General features: G+C 73.8%; 23 protein-coding genes. 14 read left to right on the forward strand and 9 right to left on the reverse strand.

Annotated features, from left to right (window positions below):
* Nucleotides 1–234: 234 nt before the first annotated feature.
* Genes ACIF8T_RS19800 through ACIF8T_RS19820 form a run of 5 tightly spaced genes read left to right on the forward strand, consistent with a single transcriptional unit; the run spans nucleotide 235 to nucleotide 5,805 of the window.
* Nucleotides 235–1,863, forward strand: coding sequence for an ABC transporter substrate-binding protein (locus tag ACIF8T_RS19800; RefSeq protein WP_400036707.1), 1,629 nt, complete (start codon nucleotides 235–237; stop codon nucleotides 1,861–1,863).
* A 10-nt stretch (nucleotides 1,864–1,873) separates the two neighbouring features.
* Entirely contained in the window at nucleotides 1,874–2,797 is a 924-nt protein-coding gene (locus ACIF8T_RS19805; RefSeq protein WP_400036709.1) for an ABC transporter permease, read from the forward strand.
* Nucleotides 2,790–3,776 (forward strand): ABC transporter permease, encoded by a 987-nt coding sequence (locus ACIF8T_RS19810; RefSeq protein WP_400036711.1) that lies wholly within the window; start codon nucleotides 2,790–2,792, stop codon nucleotides 3,774–3,776. Before ACIF8T_RS19805 ends, ACIF8T_RS19810 begins: the two co-directional genes overlap by 8 nt.
* Before the next feature lie 9 nt (nucleotides 3,777–3,785).
* On the forward strand, nucleotides 3,786–4,769 hold the full coding sequence (locus ACIF8T_RS19815; RefSeq protein ID WP_400036713.1) for an ABC transporter ATP-binding protein: 984 nt from the start codon (nucleotides 3,786–3,788) through the stop codon (nucleotides 4,767–4,769).
* Entirely contained in the window at nucleotides 4,762–5,805 is a 1,044-nt protein-coding gene (locus tag ACIF8T_RS19820) for an ABC transporter ATP-binding protein (RefSeq protein ID WP_400036715.1), read from the forward strand. Before ACIF8T_RS19815 ends, ACIF8T_RS19820 begins: the two co-directional genes overlap by 8 nt.
* A gap of 155 nt (nucleotides 5,806–5,960) precedes the next feature.
* On the opposite strand, the gene ACIF8T_RS19825 is transcribed toward ACIF8T_RS19820, so the two are convergent.
* Nucleotides 5,961–8,090 (reverse strand): prolyl oligopeptidase family serine peptidase, encoded by a 2,130-nt coding sequence (locus ACIF8T_RS19825; RefSeq protein WP_400036717.1) that lies wholly within the window; start codon nucleotides 8,088–8,090, stop codon nucleotides 5,961–5,963.
* A gap of 180 nt (nucleotides 8,091–8,270) precedes the next feature.
* On the opposite strand from ACIF8T_RS19825, the gene ACIF8T_RS19830 reads away from it, so the two are divergent.
* Nucleotides 8,271–8,465, forward strand: coding sequence for a hypothetical protein (locus ACIF8T_RS19830; RefSeq protein WP_400036719.1), 195 nt, complete (start codon nucleotides 8,271–8,273; stop codon nucleotides 8,463–8,465).
* 129 nt (nucleotides 8,466–8,594) lie between these two features.
* On the opposite strand, the gene ACIF8T_RS19835 is transcribed toward ACIF8T_RS19830, so the two are convergent.
* The 4 genes from ACIF8T_RS19835 to ACIF8T_RS19850 are packed head-to-tail and all read right to left on the reverse strand — an operon-like array spanning nucleotide 8,595 to nucleotide 10,162.
* On the reverse strand, nucleotides 8,595–8,804 hold the full coding sequence (locus ACIF8T_RS19835) for a DUF397 domain-containing protein (protein WP_400036721.1): 210 nt from the start codon (nucleotides 8,802–8,804) through the stop codon (nucleotides 8,595–8,597).
* Between the two features lie 28 nt (nucleotides 8,805–8,832).
* Nucleotides 8,833–9,042 carry a DUF397 domain-containing protein gene (locus tag ACIF8T_RS19840; RefSeq protein WP_400036723.1) on the reverse strand — a complete coding sequence of 70 codons (210 nt, stop codon included), beginning with the start codon at nucleotides 9,040–9,042 and terminating at the stop codon, nucleotides 8,833–8,835.
* A gap of 29 nt (nucleotides 9,043–9,071) precedes the next feature.
* Nucleotides 9,072–9,281 (reverse strand): DUF397 domain-containing protein, encoded by a 210-nt coding sequence (locus ACIF8T_RS19845; protein WP_400036724.1) that lies wholly within the window; start codon nucleotides 9,279–9,281, stop codon nucleotides 9,072–9,074.
* The gene (locus ACIF8T_RS19850) at nucleotides 9,278–10,162 is read right to left on the reverse strand and encodes a helix-turn-helix domain-containing protein (RefSeq protein WP_400036726.1); all 885 of its coding nucleotides are present in this window, start codon (nucleotides 10,160–10,162) and stop codon (nucleotides 9,278–9,280) included. Before ACIF8T_RS19850 ends, ACIF8T_RS19845 begins: the two co-directional genes overlap by 4 nt.
* A gap of 404 nt (nucleotides 10,163–10,566) precedes the next feature.
* Between ACIF8T_RS19850 and ACIF8T_RS19855 the strand changes: the two genes are divergently transcribed.
* From ACIF8T_RS19855 to ACIF8T_RS19875, 5 genes are all read left to right on the forward strand, one after another.
* Nucleotides 10,567–11,487: a helix-turn-helix domain-containing protein gene (locus tag ACIF8T_RS19855; protein WP_400036728.1), complete on the forward strand. Its 921-nt coding sequence runs from the start codon at nucleotides 10,567–10,569 to the stop codon at nucleotides 11,485–11,487.
* Between the two features lie 52 nt (nucleotides 11,488–11,539).
* Complete coding sequence (locus ACIF8T_RS19860; RefSeq protein WP_400036730.1) at nucleotides 11,540–12,142, forward strand: Uma2 family endonuclease; 603 nt, start codon at nucleotides 11,540–11,542, stop codon at nucleotides 12,140–12,142.
* A 50-nt stretch (nucleotides 12,143–12,192) separates the two neighbouring features.
* Complete coding sequence (gene mshB / locus ACIF8T_RS19865) at nucleotides 12,193–13,065, forward strand: N-acetyl-1-D-myo-inositol-2-amino-2-deoxy-alpha-D-glucopyranoside deacetylase (RefSeq protein WP_400036731.1); 873 nt, start codon at nucleotides 12,193–12,195, stop codon at nucleotides 13,063–13,065.
* Nucleotides 13,062–13,472, forward strand: coding sequence for a DUF6113 family protein (locus ACIF8T_RS19870; protein WP_400036733.1), 411 nt, complete (start codon nucleotides 13,062–13,064; stop codon nucleotides 13,470–13,472). The genes mshB and ACIF8T_RS19870 overlap by 4 nt, the downstream gene beginning before the upstream one ends.
* 185 nt (nucleotides 13,473–13,657) lie before the next feature.
* Nucleotides 13,658–15,934 carry a hypothetical protein gene (locus ACIF8T_RS19875; RefSeq protein ID WP_400036735.1) on the forward strand — a complete coding sequence of 759 codons (2,277 nt, stop codon included), beginning with the start codon at nucleotides 13,658–13,660 and terminating at the stop codon, nucleotides 15,932–15,934.
* 105 nt (nucleotides 15,935–16,039) lie between these two features.
* Here the strand turns inward: ACIF8T_RS19875 and ACIF8T_RS19880 are convergent, their stop codons facing one another.
* On the reverse strand, nucleotides 16,040–16,891 hold the full coding sequence (locus ACIF8T_RS19880; RefSeq protein ID WP_400036737.1) for a tetratricopeptide repeat protein: 852 nt from the start codon (nucleotides 16,889–16,891) through the stop codon (nucleotides 16,040–16,042).
* A 17-nt stretch (nucleotides 16,892–16,908) separates the two neighbouring features.
* Complete coding sequence (locus ACIF8T_RS19885) at nucleotides 16,909–17,985, reverse strand: GNAT family N-acetyltransferase (protein ID WP_400036739.1); 1,077 nt, start codon at nucleotides 17,983–17,985, stop codon at nucleotides 16,909–16,911.
* A 140-nt stretch (nucleotides 17,986–18,125) separates the two neighbouring features.
* Between ACIF8T_RS19885 and fdxA the strand changes: the two genes are divergently transcribed.
* Nucleotides 18,126–18,446 (forward strand): ferredoxin, encoded by a 321-nt coding sequence (gene fdxA / locus ACIF8T_RS19890; protein ID WP_014674796.1) that lies wholly within the window; start codon nucleotides 18,126–18,128, stop codon nucleotides 18,444–18,446.
* 159 nt (nucleotides 18,447–18,605) lie between these two features.
* Nucleotides 18,606–19,703: a bifunctional succinyldiaminopimelate transaminase/glutamate-prephenate aminotransferase gene (locus tag ACIF8T_RS19895; RefSeq protein ID WP_400036741.1), complete on the forward strand. Its 1,098-nt coding sequence runs from the start codon at nucleotides 18,606–18,608 to the stop codon at nucleotides 19,701–19,703.
* 89 nt (nucleotides 19,704–19,792) lie between these two features.
* On the opposite strand, the gene ACIF8T_RS19900 is transcribed toward ACIF8T_RS19895, so the two are convergent.
* Together ACIF8T_RS19900 and ACIF8T_RS19905 are read right to left on the reverse strand one after the other, a co-directional pair.
* Nucleotides 19,793–20,209, reverse strand: a complete 417-nt coding sequence (locus tag ACIF8T_RS19900; RefSeq protein WP_400036743.1) for an ATP-binding protein — start codon at nucleotides 20,207–20,209, stop codon at nucleotides 19,793–19,795.
* 351 nt (nucleotides 20,210–20,560) lie between these two features.
* Nucleotides 20,561–21,523: a heavy metal transporter gene (locus ACIF8T_RS19905; RefSeq protein WP_400036745.1), complete on the reverse strand. Its 963-nt coding sequence runs from the start codon at nucleotides 21,521–21,523 to the stop codon at nucleotides 20,561–20,563.
* A gap of 83 nt (nucleotides 21,524–21,606) precedes the next feature.
* On the opposite strand from ACIF8T_RS19905, the gene dapE reads away from it, so the two are divergent.
* Nucleotides 21,607–22,710, forward strand: a complete 1,104-nt coding sequence (dapE, locus tag ACIF8T_RS19910) for a succinyl-diaminopimelate desuccinylase (RefSeq protein WP_400036747.1) — start codon at nucleotides 21,607–21,609, stop codon at nucleotides 22,708–22,710.
* Nucleotides 22,711–22,733: the final 23 nt, after the last annotated feature.

Here is a 22,733-nt window from a genome sequence, read left to right on the forward strand (position 1 = left end):
ACCGGCGTTCGCGCGGCCGTCCGGCGCCGCGGGGCGCCGGGCCCGGCCGGCCCGCGGGACGCCGGCGGGGACGCCCCGCCCGCCCGGCACGCGGCCCGGCGTACGTACATCCGGCTGGCGTCCCGCCCGTACAGCCCCGCAACGTGTGCGTCATGCACCTTCTGCCCCGATATTGGCCCGTAAAGGATCAGCGCTCCGGCGCTGGTGCACGGCGCGGTCACAAGGAGGCAGTTCATGCGCGGAGCCACGCATGCCACGTGGATCGGGTGCGCGGCGGCAGGGGCGCTCGTGATGACGGCGTGCGGGGGCGGGGGCGGCGGCGCGGGGGACGCCGGCACGGTGCTCAGCGCCTCCTGGGGCGACCCGCAGAACCCGCTGGAGCCGTCCGACACCAACGAGGTGCAGGGCGGCAAGGTCCTCGACATGATCTTCCGGGGGCTCAAGCGCTACGACCCGGAGACCGGCGCCGCGCAGGACATGCTCGCCGAGTCGATCGAGACCCCCGACTCGCAGAACTACACCATCACCCTCAAGGACGGCTGGACGTTCAGCAACGGCGAGAAGGTCACCGCCCGGTCCTTCGTCGACGCCTGGAACTACGGCGCGAGCCTGAGGAACAACCAGCGCAATGCCTACTTCTTCAGCTACGTCGACGGCTACGACGAGGTCCACCCGGAGGACGGCGGCAAGCAGTCCGCCGAGACGATGTCCGGCCTGAAGGTCGTCGACGACCGGACCTTCACCGTCCGGCTCAGCCAGAAGTTCTCCGGCTTCCCCGACACCCTCGGCTACAACGCCTTCGTCCCGCTGCCGCGCAGCTTCTTCGAGGACCACGACGCCTGGATCGCCAAGCCGGTCGGCAACGGCCCGTACCGGGTCGACTCGTACGTCAAGGGCTCCCAGATGTCGCTGCGGACGTGGCAGGACTACCCCGGCCCCGACAAGGCGCGGAACGGCGGCGTCGACCTCAAGGTCTACACCGACAGCAACACCGCCTACACCGACCTCATGGCCGGCAACCTCGACCTGGCCGACGACATCCCCGCCGCCCAGCTGAAGAACGTGAAGACCGACCTCGGCGACCGCTACCTCAGCACCCCCGCCGGCATCATCCAGACCCTCGCCTTCCCGTTCTACGACCCCGCGTGGAACAAGCCCGGCATGGAGAAGGTCCGCAAGGGCCTGTCCATGGCGATCGACCGAGACCGGATCACCGGCACCATCTTCGCCGGCACCCGCACCCCCGCCACCGACTGGACCTCCCCGGTCCTCGACGAGGACGGCGGCTACCGGGCCGGCCTGTGCGGGGAGGCCTGCGACTACCGGCCCGAGGAGGCCAGGCGGCTCATCGAGGAGGGCGGCGGCCTGCCCGGCGGCCGGCTGAAGATCACGTACAACGCGGACACCGGCTCCCACAAGCAGTGGGTCGACGCCGTCTGCAACAGCGTCAACAAGGCGCTCGGCGACGAGCGGGCCTGCGTCGGCAACCCGGTCGGCACCTTCGCCGACTACCGCAACCGGATCACCGACCGGAAGATGAGCGGCCCGTTCCGCGCCGGCTGGCAGATGGACTACCCGCTGATCCAGAACTTCCTGCAGCCGCTGTACTACACCAACGCCTCCTCCAACGACGGCAAGTGGTCCGACCGGGCCTTCGACGACCTGGTGGACCGGGCCAACCGGGAGACCGACGCCGCGCGGTCCGTCAAGCTGTTCCAGCAGGCCGAGGAGGTGGTCCGCGACACCATGGCGGCCATCCCGCTGTGGTACCAGAACGGCAGCGCCGGCTGGTCGGAACGCCTGTCCGACGTGCGGCTCAACCCGTTCAGCGTCCCCGTCTACGACCAGATCAAGGTCGGCTGAGGCGCCCGCCATGGGACGGTACGTCGTCCGGCGGCTGCTCCAGATGATCCCGGTGTTCGTCGGGGCCACGCTGCTGATCTTCCTGATGGTGAACGTGATGGGCGACCCTGTCGCGGGCCTGTGCGGCGACCGGCGGTGCGACCCGGCGACGGCGGCCCGGCTCAGACGGGAGTTCGGCCTCGACAAGCCGGTCCGGCAGCAATACCTGACCTACATGGGGAACGTCCTCACCGGCGACTTCGGCACCGCCTTCGACGGCCGGCCGGTCACCGAGCTGATGGGCACCGCCTTCCCCGTCACCCTGCGGCTGACCCTCGTCGCGATCGTCTTCGAGGTCGTCGTCGGCATCACCCTCGGCGTCGTCACGGGCCTGCGCCGCGGCCGCCCCGTCGACACCTCGGTGCTGCTGGTCACCCTGGTCGTCATCTCCGTCCCCACCTTCGTCACCGGCCTGCTCCTCCAGCTGCTGCTCGGGGTGGAGTGGGGCTGGATCAGGCCCTCGGTCTCCTCCGCGGCCCCGCTGGAGGAGCTGATCCTGCCCGGCCTGGTGCTGGCCTCCGTCTCCCTCGCCTACGTCACCCGGCTGACCCGCACCTCCGTCGCCGAGAACCGGCGCGCCGACTACGTCCGCACCGCCGTCGCCAAGGGCCTGCCGCGCCGCCGCGTCGTCACCCGGCACCTGCTGCGCAACTCCCTCATCCCCGTCGTCACCTTCATCGGCACGGACGTGGGGGCCCTGATGGGCGGCGCGATCGTCACCGAGCGGATCTTCAACATCCACGGCGTCGGCTACCAGCTCTACCAGGGCATCCTCCGCCAGAACACCCAGACCGTGGTCGGCTTCGTGACCGTCCTGGTCCTGGTGTTCCTGGTCGCCAACCTCCTCGTCGACCTCCTGTACGCCGTACTCGACCCGAGGATCCGCTATGCCTGAGATGCCGTACGAACCCGAGCCCGCCCTCGCCGGGACCGGCGCGGGCGGCCGGACGGACCTCGCGGCCGGCGAGGCGGTGACCCTGGCGGAACCCCCCGCCCCGAGCGGCCCCGGGAACACCGCGCCGTCCGGGAAGCCCCGCTCGCTGTGGTCCGACGCCTGGCACGACCTGCGCCGCGACCCGGTCTTCCTCGTCTCCGCGCTGGTGATCCTCTTCCTGGTCGTGATCTCCGTCCGGCCGTCCCTGATCGCCTCCGGCAGCCCGCTCGCGTGCGACCTGGCCAGGGCGCAGGAGGGCCCCCGGCCCGGCGCCCCCTTCGGGTACGACGGCCAGGGCTGCAACGTCTACACGCGCACGGTGCACGGCGCCCGCACCTCCGTCACCGTCGGCGTCCTGGCCACGCTCGGCGTCGCGGTCCTCGGCGGCGTGCTGGGCGGCCTCGCCGGGTTCTTCGGCGGCGGGTGGGACGCGGTCCTGTCCCGGATCACCGACGTCTTCTTCGCGATCCCGGTCGTCCTGGGCGGCCTGGTCCTGCTGTCCGTCGTCACCGGCGACACCGTGTGGCCGGTCATCGGGTTCATGGTGCTGCTGGGCTGGCCGCAGATCTCCCGCATCGCCCGCGGCGCGGTCATCACCGCCCGGCAGCAGGACTACGTCCAGGCCGCCCGCGCCCTCGGCGCCTCCGACGCCCGGCTGCTGCTGCGGCACATCGCGCCCAACGCGGTCGCGCCGGTCATCGTCGTGGCGACCATCGCCCTCGGGACGTACATCGCGCTGGAGGCGACCCTGTCGTACCTCGGCGTCGGACTGAAACCGCCCAGCGTGTCCTGGGGGATCGACATCTCCGCCGCCTCGCCCTACATCCGCAACGCCCCGCACGCCCTGCTGTGGCCCTCCGGGGCCCTGGCGGTCACCGTGCTCGCGTTCATCATGCTCGGCGACGCGGTGCGCGACGCCCTCGACCCGAAGCTGAGGTGAGCCGCCGTCATGCTGCTTCAAGTGCGCGACCTGCACGTGGAGTTCCGCACCCGGGAGGGCGTCGCCCGGGCCGTCAACGGCGTCACCTGCCACGTGGACGCCGGCGAGACGCTCGCCGTGCTCGGGGAGTCCGGCTCCGGCAAGTCGGTCACCGCCCAGGCGGTCATGGGCATCCTCGACACGCCGCCCGGGCGGATCACCGGCGGCGAGATCCTCTTCCGGGGCCGGGACCTGCTGGGGCTGAGGGAGGAGGAGCGGCGCGCGGTCCGCGGCTCGGGCATGGCGATGATCTTCCAGGACGCGCTGTCCGCGCTGAACCCGGTGATGTCCGTGGGCGACCAGCTCGGCGAGATGTTCGTCGTGCACCGCGGCCTGTCCCGGAAGGACGCGCGGGCCAGGGCCGTCGAGCTGATGGACCGGGTGCGCATCCCGGCGGCGAAGGAACGGGTGCGGCAGTACCCGCACCAGTTCTCCGGCGGCATGCGCCAGCGCATCATGATCGCCATGGCGCTGGCGCTGGAGCCGGACCTGATCATCGCCGACGAGCCCACCACGGCCCTCGACGTGACGGTCCAGGCCCAGGTCATGGAGCTGCTCGCGGAGCTCCGGCGGGAGTACCGGATGGGGCTGATCCTCATCACCCACGACCTCGGCGTGGTCGCCGACGTGGCGGACCGGATCGCCGTCATGTACGCGGGCCGGATCGTCGAGTCCGCGCCCGTGCACGACCTCTACAAGGCGCCCGCCCACCCCTACACCCGCGGCCTGCTGGACTCGGTCCCGCGCCTGGACCGCAAGGGCCGCGAGCTCCACGCCGTCAAGGGCCTGCCGCCCAGCCTCCTGGACGTCCCGTCCGGCTGCGCCTTCCACCCCCGCTGCCCGATGGCCCGGGACGTGTGCCGCACCGACGTGCCCCCGCTGTACGCGGTGACCGGCACGGACGCGGACCGCGGCAGCGCCTGCCACTTCTCCGGGGAGTGCCTGCATGGCTGAGACCGAACCGATCCTCCAGGTCAGCGGCCTGGTCAAGCACTACCCGCTGACCCGGGGCGTGCTGTTCAAGCAGCAGGTCGGCGCCGTCCGGGCCGTCGACGGCGTGGACTTCGAGCTGCGCCGGGGCGAGACGCTGGGCATCGTCGGCGAGTCCGGCTGCGGCAAGTCGACGGTCGCGAAGCTGCTGTGCCACCTGGAGAGGCCGACGGCCGGGGCGATCCGCTTCAAGGGCGAGGACATCACCCGGCTCTCGGGCCGGGCCCTGAAGGCGGTCCGCCGCAACATCCAGATGGTCTTCCAGGACCCGTACACCTCCCTCAACCCCCGCATGACGGTGGGCGACATCGTCGGCGAGCCCTTCGAGATCCACCCCGAGGTGGCCCCGAAGGGCGACCGGCGCCGGCGCGTCCAGGAGCTCCTGGACGTCGTCGGCCTCAACCCGGAGCACGTCAACCGCTACCCGCACCAGTTCTCCGGCGGCCAGCGCCAGCGCATCGGCATCGCCCGCGGCCTGGCGCTGCGCCCGGAGGTGATCGTCGCCGACGAGCCGGTCTCCGCGCTGGACGTCTCCGTGCAGGCACAGGTCGTCAACCTGATGGACCGGCTCCAGTCCGAGTTCGGCCTCTCCTACGTCTTCATCGCCCACGACCTGTCGGTGGTGCGGCACCTCTCCGACCGGATCGGGGTGATGTACCTCGGGCGGATCGTGGAGACCGGCACGGACACCGAGATCTACGACCACCCGACCCACCCGTACACCCAGGCGCTGCTGTCCGCCGTGCCCGTGCCGGACCCCGCCGCGCGCGAGCGCCGGGAGCGGATCATCCTCTCCGGTGACGTGCCGTCCCCGGCGGACGTCCCCTCCGGGTGCCGCTTCCGCACCCGCTGCTGGAAGGCGCGGGAGCGCTGCGCGCGGGAGGTGCCGGCGCTCGCGGTGCCCGCGGCGTTCCGGGCGGCGGGCGGCCCGGCCGCGCACGACTCCGCCTGCCACTTCGCCGAGGAGAAGCGGGTGGTGCCGCCGGAGGCGGTCGCATAGCCGCACATACGCGCATCAACCGCGTTAACACACAGGCAACTCGGCCGACCCGATTCCGATATACGGACGCGTCAGGCTGAACAGCGTACGGCCGTGCGGGTGCCGTAAACGGGCCGGGGTGCCATGGCGCCCCGGCCCGTTGCCGTCCCCGGGCCCTACGCCATCCCCAGCGACCGCTTCAGGAAGTCCACCTGGAGCAGCAGCAGGTTCTCCGCGACCTGCTCCTGCGGGGTGATGTGGGTGACGCCCGACAGCGGCAGCACCTCGTGCGGGCGGCCGGCGGCCAGCAGGGCGGAGGACAGCCGCAGGGCGTGCGCGACCACCACGTTGTCGTCGGCCAGGCCGTGCACGATCATCAGCGGCCGGTGCGGTTCGGCGGGGGAGGACAGCCCGTCGTCCGTCACCAGCGAGCTCTTCGCGTACGCCGCCGCCTGCCGGGCCGGGTCGCCGAGGTACCGCTCCGTGTAGTGGGTGTCGTACAGCCGCCAGTCGGTGACCGGGGCGCCCGCGATGCCCGCGTGGAAGACGTCCGGGCGGCGCAGCACCGCGAGGGCGGCCAGCCAGCCGCCGTAGGACCAGCCGCGGATCGCGACCCGGGACAGGTCCAGCGGGTGGCTCCCGGCGAGGGCCCGGAGCGCCTCGACCTGGTCGTCGAGGGAGACGGTGAAGTCGTGGTGGACGGCCTTCTCCCAGGCGGGGGAGCGGCCCGGGGTGCCGCGGCCGTCGGCGACGACCACCGCGAAGCCCTGGTCGGCGAACCACTGCGAGGTCAGGTGCGCGTTGTGCGCGGCCAGCACGCGCGGCCCGTGCGGACCGCCGTAGGGGTCCATGAGGACCGGCAGGGGGGTGTCACCGGCGTAGTCCCGAGGCATAAGCACGGCGCACGGGATTCGCCGTGCGCCCCCCTCGACGAGCGTCACGCGCGGGGACATACCAGGATCTTCGGCGTACGAGGGGACGGTCGCGATCCGCTTCCCGTCGCGCAGCACCTGCACCCGCGCCCCGGGCCGGTCCAGCGTGGCGGAGACCAGGACGGTCACGCCCCCGGCGCGCACCGCCGTGTGCACACCGGGCTCCTGCGACACGCGCTCCACGCCGAGCTCGTTCACCCGGTACACGTGCACCTGGCCGGTCTCCGGCTCGGCCGCCTCGGCGCCGGCGGACGCCGAGACCAGCACGTCGTCGTCCGAGACGTCCAGCACCGCCCGCAGGTGCAGCTGCGCACCGGTCAGCGGGCGTTCCCCGACCGCCAGCACCCGCGCGCCGCCCTCGTCCACCACGCGCACCAGCTGTCCGGAGGGGCTCCAGCGCGGCACCCCGGCGAAAAGATCAAGCCAATCTCGATCTTCATCGGCGTGCACCATCCGGGTCGTCCCCGAGTCCGGGTCCACGGCCAGGAAGAGCTGGCTGCGCTGGTCGCGCGCCTGGACGAGCAGCAGCGGCGCACCCGCCGCTGACCAGTGCACATGTGCCAGATAGGGGTAGCGGACCCGGTCCCAGACGACCTCCGTGCGCACCCCGTCCAGACCGATCACGAACAGCCGGACGTCCGCGTTGTCCGTGCCCGCCGCCGGATACGCCACCCGCTGCGGGGCGCGGTCCGGGTGCGCCGGATCGGAGATCCACCACCGGCGCACCGGCGTGTCGTCCACCCGCGCCACGAGCAGCCGGTCCGACTCCGGCGCCCACCAGAACCCCCGCGAACGCCCCATCTCCTCGGCCGCGACGAACTCCGCCAGCCCGTACGTGACCTCCCCGTCGCCCGCCGCCGGCTCCGGCTCGGCGAGGGCCCGGTCGCCGTCGCCCTCGGCGCCGACCACCCGCAGCGCACCCCGGGCGACGTACGCCACGTACCGGCCGTCGGGGGACGGCCGCGGGTCGATCACCGGTCCGGGGACCGGCAGTTCACGTGCCGTGCTGGCCCGCAGCTCGGCCGTGAAAAGCCGCCCTGACAAGGTGAAAGACGCCAGTTCCACGGCCGCGTCGGTGGCGTAGCCGACGATCCCGGCACCGCCCTCGCGGCTGCGTTCGCGGCGCGCCCGCTCCTCGGGCGAGAGGCGCTCCGAGGCGCCGCCGAGGAGGGCGCGCGGGTCCGCCGCGACGCGTTCCCCGCCCTCCTGCGTGTCCAGCACCCACAGCGAACTCGCCCGGTCCGTACCGGAACCGGAGCGCAGGAACACGACACGCGCACCGTCGGGCGCCACGGTGAACGAACGCGGCGCGCCGAGCGTGAAGCGCTGGGTGCGGGCGTGCCGTCGGGGGAAGGAGTCGGTCTCGGTCGTCATGCCCCGACCATATTGGCCATGCGCCCCCTTGTGCGGCTGTGCGCCGATCGATGCGCGCGTACGGATAGTTATGATCAATAGCGCACAGTGGGTATCACCCTGCTGGCTGCTGTACGGATTTACTGCCCCTTGCGTCCGACCCCCCCCCCGCGCCCCTGGGACCTTTGGAGGTGAGCCGCCGTGGCACTCTCGATTTCGGCGGTGGTGCTGCTGGCGATCATCGTCTTCCTGCTCATCAAGAAGTCAGGACTGAAGGCCGGGCATGCGGTGGTGTGCATGCTGCTCGGCTTCTACCTGGCCTCGTCGACGGTGGCCCCGACGATCAATGAGCTGACGACCAACATCGCGGGCATGCTCGGCAGTATCAACTTCTGAACAGCGCGTCCTGCGGCCGGGCCCCCGGGTGACCACCCGAGGACCCGGCCGAAGCCGCGCCTCATCTGCCCTGTCTTCCTGCTTCCCCGCATCCGGCTTTCCAGTCGGGGCCGATCGGAAGCCGCCGGGTCAGTCCTCGACCGCGTACGGCACGAAGTCGGCCCACGCGGCGGGGGTGAAGGCGAGACGGGGGCCTTCGGCGTTCTTGGAGTCGCGGACGTGGACGGTGGCGGGTCCGGCGGCGACCTCGACGCAGGAGTCGGTCTCCGCGCCGCTGCTGTGACTGCTCTTGAACCACGTCAGTTCGGAAGTGCCCTCGTACGGGGTGATGCGGCTCAAGTCTCCCCCAGGGGTTGTTCGATCGGAGTCAGCTCTCGACCGCGTACGGCAGGAAGCCGTCCCACGCGGCGGGGGTGAAGGCCAGTCGGGGGCCTTCGGCGTTCTTGGAGTCGCGGACGTGGACGGTGGCGGGTCCGGCGGCGACCTCGACGCAGGAGTCGCCCTCGCTGCCGCTGCTGTAGCTGCTCTTGAACCAGACCGGCTCGGAGGCGTCCCCGGACGACGTCTTGCGGCTCATGTCTCCCCCAGCGGTTCTCTCGATCCGGGTCAGTCCTCGACCGCGTACGGCACGAAGTCGGCCCACGCGGCGGGGGTGAAGGCGAGACGGGGGCCTTCGGCGTTCTTGGAGTCACGGACGTGGACGGTGGCGGGTCCGGCGGCGACCTCGACGCAGGAGTCGCCCTCGCTGCTGCTGCTGTAGCTGCTCTTGAACCACGCCAGTTCGGAGGCGTCTCCGGACAGGGGCTTGCGGCTCATGTCTCCCCCAGCAGTTGCTCGATGAATGAGGCCGACTCACGCGGCGTGAGGGCCTGCGCCCGGATGATGCCATACCGGAGTTCCAGGATACGGAGCTGCCTGGGTTCGGAAACCGGTCGGCCGTTGGCGACTGCCTGCGAGCGCCCCACCATCGAGCCGTCCTCGAACTTCAGCACCTCGATGCCGCCGGCCAGGCCGGCGTGCTCCTCGCGGTCCATGGGCATGACCTGGAGCTCGACGTTACGCAGTCGCCCCACTTCGAGCAGATGCTCCAACTGGTGGCGCAGCCTGCTCCGCCCGCCCAGCGGGCGCCGGAGCGTCCATTCCTCCAGGACGAAGCTCAGTTCAGGTGCCGGATCCCGCTCGAAGACGGCCTTACGGGCCACGCGAGCAGCGATGAACCGCTCCACCTCCTCGGGAGAGTAAGCGGGGCGCCTCATGAGGAGCAGGCCGCGCGCATAGTCGGGCGTCTGCAACAGGCCGTGGATGTTCAGCGGATCGTAGAGCTGGAGCTCCACCGCCCGTGCCTCCATCTGGGCCAGGTCCCGCACCTTCTTCGGGTACCGGACCCTCCTCACGTCCTCCTTCATCGCCGCGACGAGGCCCCCGGCGCCCAGTACCCGGTCCGCCGTGTCCAGGTACTCGGGACGCGGGATGCGCTTGCCGCCCTCGATCTTGTAGACGAGGTCCTCGCCGTACCCGACCGCCACCGCGAACTCGCCGGCCCGCAGGCCCGCCGCTTCCCGGCGGAGCCTCAACTGCCGTCCCACGGTGGCCACCACGGCCAGCGCCCAGTCGTCGTCCGGGTCCACCTCCCAGCCCGGCTCGTCCGCCCGCTCCGCCTCGGTCCTGACCCGCACCGCCTCGCCGTCCACCGACATGCGCGCCCCTCCGTCGTGCCGCTCCGTACCGTCCCGCGCCAGAAGTCACTCTGCGCGACGACTCGATCACCGTCACGGTACGTCCGGTCGGCCGTCCCGAGTCACATGAACGAGGAACTCACCGGGCCGCACACCACCGGCACCCGACCCCGCGGGCTCCGGTGCCGTCGGCGGCCAGAAGACAAAGAACGACGGGGGAAAGCACCCTGCCGAGCCCCACCCCTCCCGCCCGCGGCCCGCGCTCACTCGGGCGGGTGAACATCGCCGGACCGGCTGGCTTTCGCGGCCCGCGAGGCCCGACGCTCGGCGCAACGCACCACCACAACCGCAGACATGAGACGGCCCCCGCCGGGACGGGCATCCCAGTGCGAGGGCCTGACCACCGAGGAAGAGGAAGCTTCCCGATGGGTACTCAGAACCCTAGCGTGCCCCCGCACGCCCAGGCCCGCCTTGCGGGCGACAAGCACCCGAACCGGCGGCCCGGCGCGGCCCGCCGCACCGGCGGGCTCCTGCACGACAACACCCGCCACACCACCCGCTTCACGGTGGTCGGCAACCACCTGGCCCAGCATCGGGAGCTCTCGCTCCTCGCCATCGGGCTCGGCGTGCACCTCCAGTCGCTGCCCCAGGGCGCCCCGGCCGACATCAAGACCCTCGCCGCCCGGTTCCCCGAGGGAGCCACCCGCATCGCCGCCGCCCTGCGCGAACTGGAAGCCCACGGCTACCTGCGCCGCGAACGCGTGCGCACGCCCACCGGCCGCATCGTCACCCGCACGGTCTCCTGCAACCAGCCGGCGGCGGCCCGCCACCGCACCGGCACCCCCGGCCGCCCGGAGGCGGAACCGCGGCGTCACGAGACGTGCGAGGACGGCGCGGCGCGCGCGGCGCGCGGGCAGCGAGCGCCCCGCAGGCCGCTCCCGGCCGTGCCGGGCCCCGCGTACCCCGCCCCCGCGCTCCTCCAGGCCGCCACCGATCTCCTCGCGGACCTCCACCGCCACGACCCCCGCCTGCTCCTCTCCGCCCGCGACACGGCCCACCTGGCCCCCGGCGTCGCCGCCTGGCTGGAGCGGGACGTCACCCCCGACGCCGTACGCCGTGCCCTGACCGCCGACCTGCCCCCCGAGGGCGTACGCCGTCCCGCCGCCCTCCTGGCCCACCGCCTGGCCGACCGGCTCCCGCCCCCGCCCCCGTTCCGGGCACCGGCCGCTCCCCGGCCCTCCCGGTACCCGATGCGGAACTGCGACGGCTGCGACCGGGCCTTCCGCTCACCCGAACCCGGCACCCGCTGCCGCGACTGCCGGACCGGCCACCAGGGGGCCGCCTAGCGTGAAAGCGACGATCCTTGCCCCTGGGCACAGACGACGAGGAGCGAGCGCCATGACCGTCGCACCCGACGACGCGCGGCAGGGCGCCTCCCACCTGTACCGGGCCATGCGCGACTTCGTGCGGTCCGTGGACGACACGCTGCCCGGCAAGTTCGAGATCACGAAGGAAGGGATCGTCCACGACATGGTGTCGGCCGGTGGACCCCACGAGGTCACGGCCGCACGCGTCAGCCGCCGTCTGGAGAGGGTCATGCGGGACGGGCTGCTGGCCCACAACGGCACACCTGACGTGGAGGACGTGCCCGAGGGCGTCATGCGGCACCCGGACGTGCTGGTGATCGCCTGGGCCGACCTGGACGTCGAGGGCTCCGTCGACCCCCGTGCCGTCATCGCCGCCATCGAGGTCGTCTCCCGCTCCAACCCGGACAACGACTGGGTCGGCAAGATGCGCGACTACCCGCTGCTCGGCATCCCCGTCTACGCGGTCTTCGACCCCCGTACCGGCACCGGCGCCGTGTTCACGGACATCCACCCCACCCCGGACGGCCCCCGGTACGCCACCCGCAAGGACTTCGTCTACGGCGAGGACGTCACCATCGGGGAGTGGACCATCGCGACGAGCGGCCTGCCGCGTTACGGGGACGACGAGGGCTGACGGGCCGGGGCACGGCGAACAGCGGCCCGGCGCCTCATAGGGTGGTCCCCATGACGGAACTGCCCGCCCGGCGTCTGCTGCTGGTGCACGCGCACCCGGACGACGAGTCGATCAACAACGGCGCGACCATGGCCCGGTACGCGGCCGAGGGTGCCCATGTGACACTGGTCACCTGCACCCTCGGCGAACGCGGCGAGGTCATCCCGCCCGAACTCGCCCACCTGACCGGCGCCGCCCTCGGACAGCACCGCCTGGGCGAGCTCACCGCCGCCATGCGCGCGCTCGGCGTCACCGACCACCGGCTGCTCGGCGGCGCCGGCCGCTACGCGGACTCCGGGATGATGGGCCTGCCCGACAACGACGACCCCGCCTGCTTCTGGCAGGCCGACGTCGACGAGGCCGCCGCCCGCCTCCTGGAGGTCGTCCGCGAGGTGCGCCCCCAGGTCCTGGTCACCTACGACGAGCGGGGCGGCTACGGCCACCCCGACCACATCCAGGCCCACCGCGTCGCCATGCGCGCCGCCGAGCTCGCCGACGAGGCGGGCTGCGGCATCGCCAAGATCTACTGGAACCGCGTCCCGCGCTCCGTCGCCGAGGAGTCCTTCGCCCGGCTCCGGGACGACCTGCCCGGCCTCCCCTTCACCGAGGCGGCGGCCCTCGACGACGTACCGGGCGTCGTCGGCGACGAGCGGATCACCGCCGAGATCGACGGCACCGCCCACGTCGCCGCCAAGGCCGCCGCGATGCGCGCCCACGCCACCCAAATCACTGTCGCGGAGCCCTACTTCGTCCTCTCCAACGAACTGGCGCAGCCGCTCTTCGCCACCGAGTACTACGAGTTGGTGCGCGGCGAACGCGGCTCGGGCGTGCGCGAGACCGACCTCTTCGCCGGTCTCGGCCTCCCCCTCGGGGAGGAGTCGTGAGCGACCGGACGCCGGCGCTGGCCCAGCCGCTGCGACCGCCCTCCGCCGGGCGGGCCGCCGCCTGCCTCGGACTGTTCGTGCTCGGCGCGGTGACCGGGGCGGCCGGCGCGCTGGTGCAGCCCGCCTGGTTCCCGGGCGGACTGCTGCTCGCCCTCGCCGGCGAGGCCGGACTCTGCCTCGGGGCGGCCCGCGCCCTGCGCGGCCGGATCGGGGCCGTCGCCTCCGCCGCCGGCTGGATGCTCGCCGTCATCCTGCTCACCACCACCCGTCCCGAAGGGGACTTCGTCTTCGCCGCGGGCGGCGGATCGTACCTCTTCCTGCTCGGCGGCATGGCCGTCGCTGTGATCTGCGCCACGCTCGCGCCGGGGCGGCAACCGGACGACGGGGCGGGCCGACTTGGCAAATGACGTACCACTTCGCCACGAGGCGCGCGTGCGGGTCCGGTGTGGGTTTCCACGGCGGTCGTGGGATACGGGCGAGAAGTGGCCAGTATGGTGGTGCGCGCCGCCGAGCTTCCCCCGAGCTCTCCGAGCAGGGGGGACCCCCAGCGAGAGGTCGTGACGGGCGGCGGAGCCAACCGGGAGAACCTGCCTTGAGTCGTGAAACTGACACCCCGTCCTCCGGGCCCGACGGGCGCGGCGGAGCCGCCTACCCGTCGGGCACCCCGCCCTACGGGACGCCGACGGCTCCCGGCGACGGTACGGACGCGGGCCGTGCGGGCGCGCGGCCGGAGGACCGCAAGACCGAGACCACGCTGACGACGCGGATCCGCATCAACATCCCCGGATCGCGGCCGATTCCGCCGGTCGTCGTGCGCAAGCCCGTCGCGGAGGCCGAGAGCGCCGCCGACACCACGGCGGAGACGCCGGCGCCCGGCCCCGCCGCGTCCGCGGGCACCGCCGAGGCTCCCGCGGCCGCCGAGCCCGCCCCCTCCGCCCCGACCGGCGAGGAGAAGGGGACCAGCGACTGGTTCGCGCCCCGCAAGTCCGCGCCGGCCAAGGGCGGACCGGCCACCGGCCCCGCCAACGGCACGGGCCGCCCCGGCGGTTCGGGCGCGGCCGGATCCGGTGCCGCCGCTGCCGGCCCCGGTGCGGGTGCGTCAGGCACCGGCGCCGGTGCGGCCGGTGGCCCCCGGCCGGGCGCCGGGCGCCCCGGAGGCGTGGTCGGCTCCATGGGCGCGCCGGGCGGCTCCCGGCCCGGTGGGGCGAACGGAACGGGGCCCGTCGGCGGCCCGCGCCCCGGCGGCGCGAACGGCGCCGGGCTCTCCGGCGCGACCGGCGGTCCCGTGGCCCCCGGGCACGGCGGCGGCACCGGCTCCTTCGACGTGACCGAGGCGCTGACGGCCGGCCCGCTGGGCAACGGCCCGCGTCCGGACCGGGGCGGCGCCGAGCCGCGCCCCGACGACCTGGCGTACTTCCCGGAGGACGGGCAGGGCGGCGGCCCGCAGGGTCCGGCCGGCCCGACGACCGGACCGGTCACCGGGGACGGCCCGGCACTGCCTCCGGTGAACGGCGGCCCCGGCAACCGCACCGGGCAGGGCACCCCCGGCGGTTACACCGGCCAGGGCGCCCCTGACGGCTACCGCGGGCCCGCCGGCCCCGGCGCTCCCGGTGGCTTCGACGGCCCCGGCGCGCCCGGTGCGGGCCCCGGTGCCGCCGGTCACGGCCCGGGCGGCGGGATGAGCGACGACACCGCGATCCTCACCCCGCAGAAGCCCGCTCCCGAACCGGACGGCCCCGGCTACGGCGTCCGCCACGACAACGTCTCCGGGGACACCGTCACCAGCGGCATCCCCGTCGTGCCGCCCGGCCTGGACGCGCCGTTCGGCCCGGGCGCGCCCGCCGACGGCCCGCTGACGCACACGCCCCCCAAGCTGCCCGACCCGGCCCCGCGGCCGGCGGCCGGCTCCGCCAAGCCGCCGAAGAAGAAGGGGCGCAACAAGCTCGTCCTGCTCGGCGGCGGACTGGTCGTCCTCGCCGGTGTCGCCTACGGCGCCGGCCTGCTGATGAACCACTCCGACGTGCCCAAGGGCACCACCGTGCTCGGCGTCGAGATCGGCGGCGGCACCCGCGACGAGGCCGTGAAGAAGCTCAACGACGCCTTCGACGAGCGGGTGAACAAGCCGCTGAAGCTGTCGGTGGGCGGCCGGACGGTCACGCTGGAGCCGGACCAGGCGGGCCTCCAGTTCGACATGCAGTCCACGGTCGGCGCCGCCGCCAAGAGCGACTACAACCCGGTCTCCGTGATCGGTTCGCTGTTCGGCAACCACCGCGTGGTCGAGCCGGTCATCCCCGTCGACGAGGAGAAGCTGCACGCCGCCCTGCAGGACGCGGCCGGCGGCTCCGGCTCCGTCGTCGAGGGCACCATCAAGTTCCAGCAGGGCAAGGCCGTCGCCGTCTACGGCAAGGCGGGCAAGGGCATCGACGTCGACTCCTCCACCGAGGCGGTCGAGGAGGCCTACCGCAACCAGGTCGAGACGGGCGCGTCCACGCCCGTGGCGGTCCCGACGACCACCCGGCAGCCGACGGTGCCGAACTCCGAGGTCGACCGGATGATGAAGGAGTTCGCCCAGCCCGCGATGTCCGGTCTCGTCACCATCCGGACCGACGCGGCGCACAGCATCCCGTTCGGCCCGGTGTCCCTGCCGAAGATCCTCGGCGTCAAGGCCGTGGACGGCAAGCTGGTGGAGACGTACGACCTGGAGGCGCTCAAGGAGGCGTACGGCAGCACCTTCGACGACGTGCGGGTCGAGACCGCCACCGGCAAGCGCGGCGTGCTGCCGCAGGACGTCGTGGCCGCGCTGCGCACGGCGCTGCGCGGCAAGACCGCGGCGGAGCGCGTCGGAGTCATCGACACCAGCCCGAACTGACCCCCGGCCCCACGCGCACCGGAAGGCCCGTCCCCGAGGGGACGGGCCTTCCCGGCCTTCCCGGCCTTCCCGGGCGGCACGCGTCCGGCTCGGCCGGGCCCGTCCTCAGTTCAGCATCGCCCGGGCCGCCCGGGCCTGCCCCCGCATCCGCTCGGCCGCCGGCTCGTCCACCACGGCGACGATCTCGGCGTACGCCTCCAGCTCCGCCGCCCCGGCCGTGAAGTCGCCGCGCTGCACCAGCAGCTGCGCCCGCTCGTAGCGCAGCCGCGCCGGGTGCGAGGGCAGCAGCAGCGACAGCTCGACCGCCCACAGCGACACGTCGGACCGCTCCGGGCGCGCCGCCGCCCACGCCCGGACGTTGTTCAGGATCCGCAGCACCACGTCCAGCGGATCGGCCGGGGTCAGCAGGGCGGGGTCCAGGGGCGCGCCGGTGGCCCCGACGACCAGCAGCTCCGCGTCGGCCCCGGTCAGCACCCGTCCGCCGTCGAACGGATCGGCCAGGACCTGCTCCCCGGCCGTCCCGAACCCGACCACGAAGTGCCCCGGCAGCGCCACGCCGTACACCGGCGCCCCGGCCCGGCGCGCCACCTCCATCCACACCACCGACAGCAGGATCGGCAGACCGCGCCGCCGCCGCAGGACGTGGTGCAGCAGCGACGACTCCAGGCGCCGGTAGTCGCCCGGGGTGCCGTGGAAGCCGTACCGCTCGCCCAGCAGCTCGCGCAGCGCCACCGCCCAGGCGCGCGGCCCGCCCGGCCGGTACGGCAGCAGCCCGGCCAGCCGGTCCAGCTCGGCCTGCGCGCCGTCCAGGCCGTCGTCGTCCAGCGTCCCGTCCGCCTGGGCGCCCACCAGCAGGCACAGCGTCGACAGGTCGGGCCGTTCGGCCCGGGCCTCCTCGGCGAACCGCCGCCGCAGCTCGGCGGAGCGCCCGGACGGCGGGGGGAAGGGGGGACGCACGGCAGACCCGCCCCCTCTCACGCCGGCCCGTGCGACGGGCCGGTCCCGCCGTCCGCCGGCGCCCGGTAGTGGTGGTACGCGTGGTGCGCCGCGAAGCCCATCCCCGCGTACAGCCCGCGCGCCGCCGCGTTGTCCGACTCGACCTGGAGCCACGCGGCCGAGGCGCCCTCGTCGAGGGCCTGCCGGGCCAGCGCCGCCATCACGGCCGTGCCCAGCCCCCGCCGCCGCAGCGCCGGATCCACCTCGACGGCGGCGAACCCGGCCCACCGCCCGTCCACGACGCACCGCCCGATCGCGGCCGGCACGCCCTCGCCGGGCACGGTCGCGAACCAGACCGACGGCCCGCCGCCCAGCACCCGCAGCGCCACCTCGCTCACGCCCTTGCGCCGGTACCGCGCCAGCCACGCCTCGTCCGCCGTCCGGGACAGCACGACCGCGTCCGGATCGCCCCGGTCGGCGAGCGGCGCCAGCGCCCCCACCCACAGCTCGGCGGTCACCTCGCGCACCCAGCCGCGCCGCTCCAGCTCCGCGCAGAGCAGTTCCTGCGTGCCCTCGGCGCCGGTCGCGGTCTGCACGTAGGCGGGCAGCCCGCGCTCGCCGTACCAGCGCCGCACGGCGTCCAGCGCCTCGTCGAGCGGCCGCCCGGGATCCCCCAGCGGCAGGACGGAGTTGGCGCGCCGCGTGAAGCCCGCCCGCCGCCCGGTCACCGCCCCCGGCGGACGCGCCGCGCGCGGCACCGCCTCGACCGCGGCCCGCAGCTCCCATTCCCCCAGCCGCTCGCTCTCCACCGGCGGCCACGCCCGCGCGGCGACCCGGGCCAGCTCCCGGTACGAGGCGGCGGGACCCCGCCGGCGCGCCGGCGCGGACGGCACCACCTTGCCCGCGACCAGTGCCGATTCAGCGATGCGGACGGACTCGCCGCCCCTGCGTGTGATCAGCAGCACACCGTTGTCCCATGATGTGAGAACTCCGACCGTATCGGTGAACTTCTCACCCGGGGGACCATGTTCGATCAAGCTCCGTACCGAGACCCGTTTGCCCACGTCAGCAGTGGTGATACGGACCTCGAGGCGCCCGGCGGCAGAGATTTCCACAGGTCAGTTCACCCCTCCTGTTCGGATCATGCCCAAGAACGGAGATACTAGGGGCGGGCATCGACGACGCCGCGCTCCCGCGCGCCAGGCGGCGGAGCCTGAGGAGGCCCGCCAGCGCCCTATCGAGGAGGAACGACAGCGTGACCTACGTCATCGCGCAGCCTTGTGTCGACGTCAAGGACAAGGCGTGCATCGAGGAGTGCCCGGTCGACTGCATCTACGAGGGCCAGCGGTCCTTGTACATCCACCCGGACGAATGCGTCGACTGCGGGGCCTGCGAGCCGGTCTGCCCGGTCGAGGCCATCTTCTACGAGGACGACGTCCCGGAGGAGTGGAAGGACTACTACAAGGCCAACGTCGAGTTCTTCGACGAGCTGGGCTCGCCCGGCGGCGCCAGCAAGCTGGGGCTGATCGAGCGCGACCACCCGTTCGTCGCCGCGCTCCCGCCGCAGGGCGAGTAATGCCGTAAGCGGCCCGCACCGCCCCGGTCGCGGTACGGACCGGGCGGTACCGCCGCCGCCTCGGTCCCGTACGGCCTGATCACGGTCGGATCGTCACGATCGCCCTGATCGCCGTGCGGGGCCGAGGCGTTTGCCGTATCAGAAAGTGAGCGAGTACCCGTGTCCGCAGTCTCCGACCGGCTGCCCACCTTCCCCTGGGACAGGCTGGAGCCCTACAAGAAGACGGCCGCCGCGCACCCGGACGGCATCGTCGACCTGTCCGTCGGCACGCCCGTCGACCCGGTCCCCGAGCTGATCCAGAAAGCCCTGGTCGCCGCGGCCGACTCCCCGGGCTATCCGACGGTCTGGGGCACCCCGGAGCTGCGCGACGCGCTCACCGGCTGGGTCCGGCGCCGCCTCGGCGCCCGGGACGTCACCCACCGCCACGTCCTGCCGGTCGTCGGCTCCAAGGAACTGGTGGCCTGGCTCCCCACCCAGCTCGGCCTCGGCCCCGGCGACAAGGTCGCCCACCCGCGGCTCGCCTACCCGACGTACGAGGTCGGCGCCCGCCTGGCCCGCGCGGAGCACGAGGTCTACGACGACCCGACCGAGCTGGACCCGGCCAACCTCAGGCTCCTGTGGCTGAACTCCCCGTCGAACCCGACCGGCCGGGTCCTGTCGAAGCAGGAGCTGACCCGGATCGTCGCGTGGGCCCGGGAGCACGGCGTGCTGGTCTTCTCCGACGAGTGCTACATCGAGCTGGGCTGGGAGGCCGACCCGGTCTCCGTCCTGCACCCGGACGTCAACGGCGGCTCGTACGACGGCCTGGTGGCCGTCCACTCGCTGTCCAAGCGCTCCAACCTGGCGGGCTACCGGGCGGCCTTCCTGGCCGGCGACCCGGCGGTCCTCGGCCCCCTGCTGGAGATCCGCAAGCACGGCGGCATGATGACCCCGGCGCCGACCCAAGCGGCGGTCGCGGCGGCCCTCGGCGACGACGCCCACGTGCGCGAGCAGCGCGAGCGGTACGCGGCCCGCCGCGCGCTGCTGCGCGAGGCGCTGCTGTCCCACGGTTTCCGCATCGAGCACAGCGAGGCCAGCCTCTACCTGTGGGCCACCCGCGACGAGTCCTGCTGGTCGACCGTCGCCCACCTCGCCGAACGCGGCATCCTCGTCGCCCCCGGCGACTTCTACGGCCCGGCGGGCGAGCGCTTCGTCCGCGTGGCGCTGACGGCGACGGACGAACGGGTCCGGGCGGCGGTGGCCCGGCTGGCCGGCTGACACCCGCCGCCGCTCCGGCCGCGCACACGCCGACGGGGTCCGGGGAAATCCCCGGACCCCGTCGCCGTGCGGGTCGCTGGAGGCCGGTGTCAGCCGAGCGGCAGGCCCTTGACCGGCAGCTGCTGCGTCGGCAGCCCGCCCTTGGTCGCGGTACCGGCGGTGTCGCCGAGGATCTCGCCGGCGGAACCGGCCGCGTCGCCGGCCGCCTTCTGCGCGACCGGGGCGGCCTTCTTGACCGCCTTGCCGCCGGTCTTGCCCGCGGCGGGCACCGCCTTCTTGACGGCCTTGCCACCGGTGTCACCCGCGGCCTCGGTGACGTTCCGCGCCGCGCCGTCGACCGTGTCGGCCGCGTTCGCCCCGTCCAGGGCGGTCAGCCCGCCGAGGTTCGGGGCGGCCGGCAGCTCGGGAGCCGCGCCGGCCGAGCCGGCCGCACCGACCCCGGCGGCCGCTCCCGCAGCGACGAGCAGCGCGGCACGGGCGATCCGGCGGGTCAGGGGGAGGGACATGGTGCTCCTTCGACGGAGAGAACGGTGAAGTGTCCGACCGGGCCCGGTAGTTGGTCCGCCGGACGGTCGGCCGGCGGCCGGCCCGGGGCGGTTGGTCGTCCGGGCTCGGACGCAGTGACTACCGCTCGAAGCCCTCGAAGGTTGCGGCGGGCCGACGTAAAGAGTTGGCAATGCGTCGCATTATCGGCTGCGGACGAAAGCGGGCAGACCGGGCCGGGCGGGGAAGCCCGCGGAATCCTTACAGCCCCGTGTTCCCAAGGGTCTCGCCCGCGCCGGGGGTGACGACGCGAAAACCTGCGCACGCCGTCGCCGGAAGGCGGCCCGGCTACCTCGCGCGGGTGAGTCCCCGCACTACTGCGCGGTGACGATACGGACCGCGCCCGCGTCCCGCTCCGCCCCCGCGGCGCCGTCGCCCGGACGCCACCGGCTGTCGGTGTTCCCGGCGGTCCACACCCGGCCCCCGTACGAGACCCGCGCGATGTGCAACTCGGAGGCGTTGGCCACGGCCCAGTGCGCCAGCTGCCAGCCGCGCTGCCGCGGCCCGGCCGCGGTGACCGGTCCGCCGTCGGAGGTGACCGGCAGCGTCACGGTCCGGCCGTCCGCCTCCGGGGAGGGCGACGGCGTGGCCGCCGCGCCGCTCACCTCCGCGCCGGCCGGCTCCACCGCGTCGCGCCCGAAGTCCCGCACGAACGCGGCGCGCACCGCGTCCGGCCCCGACGCCCGGGTCGCGGCCGGACGGCCCTCGCAGGTCAGCGTGGCCGCCGAACGCCCGGTGAGGGCGGCGGCGAGCAGCGTCGCGTCCGGCTCGTGCTTGGCGTAGGCCTGCGGGTAGCCGCTGCGCTGCACGCGCTGCGCGGCCACGGTGAGGGGCAGCCGGGTGTAGCCGGGCACCTCGGCCAGGTGCTCGTAGAACTTCTCCGCCGCGTAGGCCGGGTCCATGATCTGCTTCGGGGTGCCCCAGCCCTGCGAGGGCCGCTGCTGGAACAGGCCCAGCGAGTCCCGGTCGCCGTAGTCGATGTTGCGCAGGCCCGACTCCTGCAGGGCGGTCGCCAGCGCGATCGTCACGGCGCGCTCGGGCAGCCCGCGCGCGGTGCCCACGGCGGTGATCGTCGCCGCGTTGACCGCCTGCTCGGGCGTGAATGCGTACGTCGCTCCGTCGCCCTTGCCGGAGACGACCTTGCACCCGGGTGCGCCCGTGCCTCCGGTGACGTACTGCACGGCGAGGTAGCCGGCGACCGCGAGCAGGACCACGAGGGCCGCTCCGAGACGGAAGAGGCGGCCGCGACGCTGGGGAGTGGGGGACGGCTCTGGCACGCCCTACAAGGTACTGGAGAGTACGAGGGTCCCGGAGCCGGGTGGGGGCCGTGCGCGAGGCCCGGCGCGCTAGGGTCGGCGGCATGGCCGACACCCCGCTTGACCTCACGCCGGACACCCCGCTCGACCTCACGCTGGACGCCGCGCGCCTGACCGCGCAGCTCGTGGACCTGCCCTCCGTCAGCGGCACCGAGAAGCCGCTCGCGGACGCGATCGAGACCGCGCTGCGCGCGCTGCCGCACCTGACGGTGGACCGGTACGGCAACAACGTCGTGGCCCGCACCGACCTGGGCCGGGCGGAGCGCGTGATCCTGGCCGGCCACATCGACACGGTCCCGATCGCCGGCAACGTCCCCTCGCGGCTGGACGAGGACGGCGTGCTGTGGGGGTGCGGCACCTGCGACATGAAGGCGGGCGTGGCGGTGCAGCTGCGCATCGCGGCCACCGTCCCCGCGCCCAACCGGGACCTGACCTTCGTCTTCTACGACAACGAGGAGGTCGCCGCCGACCTCAACGGCCTCAAGCACATCGCCGAGGCGCACCCGGAGTGGCTCCGGGGCGACTTCGCGGTGCTGCTGGAGCCGTCGGACGGCCAGGTGGAGGGCGGCTGCCAGGGCACCCTGCGGGTCCTGCTGAAGACCACGGGCGAGCGGGCCCACTCGGCACGCGGCTGGATGGGCTCCAACGCGATCCACGCGGCGGCCCCGATCCTCGCCCGCCTGGCCGCCTACGAGCCGCGCAACCCGGTGATCGACGGCCTGGAGTACCGGGAGGGCCTGAACGCGGTCGGCATCACGGGCGGGGTGGCGGGCAACGTCATCCCCGACGAGTGCGTGGTCACCGTGAACTTCCGCTACGCCCCGGACCGCACCCCGGAGGAGGCCGTGGCCCACGTCCGCGAGGTCTTCGCGGACTGCGGGGTGGCGGAGTTCGTGGTGGACGACCACAGCGGCGCCGCCCTGCCGGGCCTGTCCCACCCGGCGGCCGCCGCCTTCATCGAGGCCGTGGGCGGCACCCCGCAGCCCAAGTACGGCTGGACGGACGTCTCGCGCTTCTCGGCGCTCGGCGTCCCGGCGGTCAACTACGGACCCGGCAACCCGCACCTGGCGCACAAGCGGGACGAGCGCGTGGAGGTCGCGAAGATCCTGGCGGGGGAGGAGCGCCTGAGGTCCTGGCTGACGGCGTGACCCGTGTTTACGGCGCTTCGTGG

This window comes from Streptomyces sp. NPDC085946, from assembly GCF_044540485.1.
GTDB lineage: Bacteria > Actinomycetota > Actinomycetes > Streptomycetales > Streptomycetaceae > Streptomyces.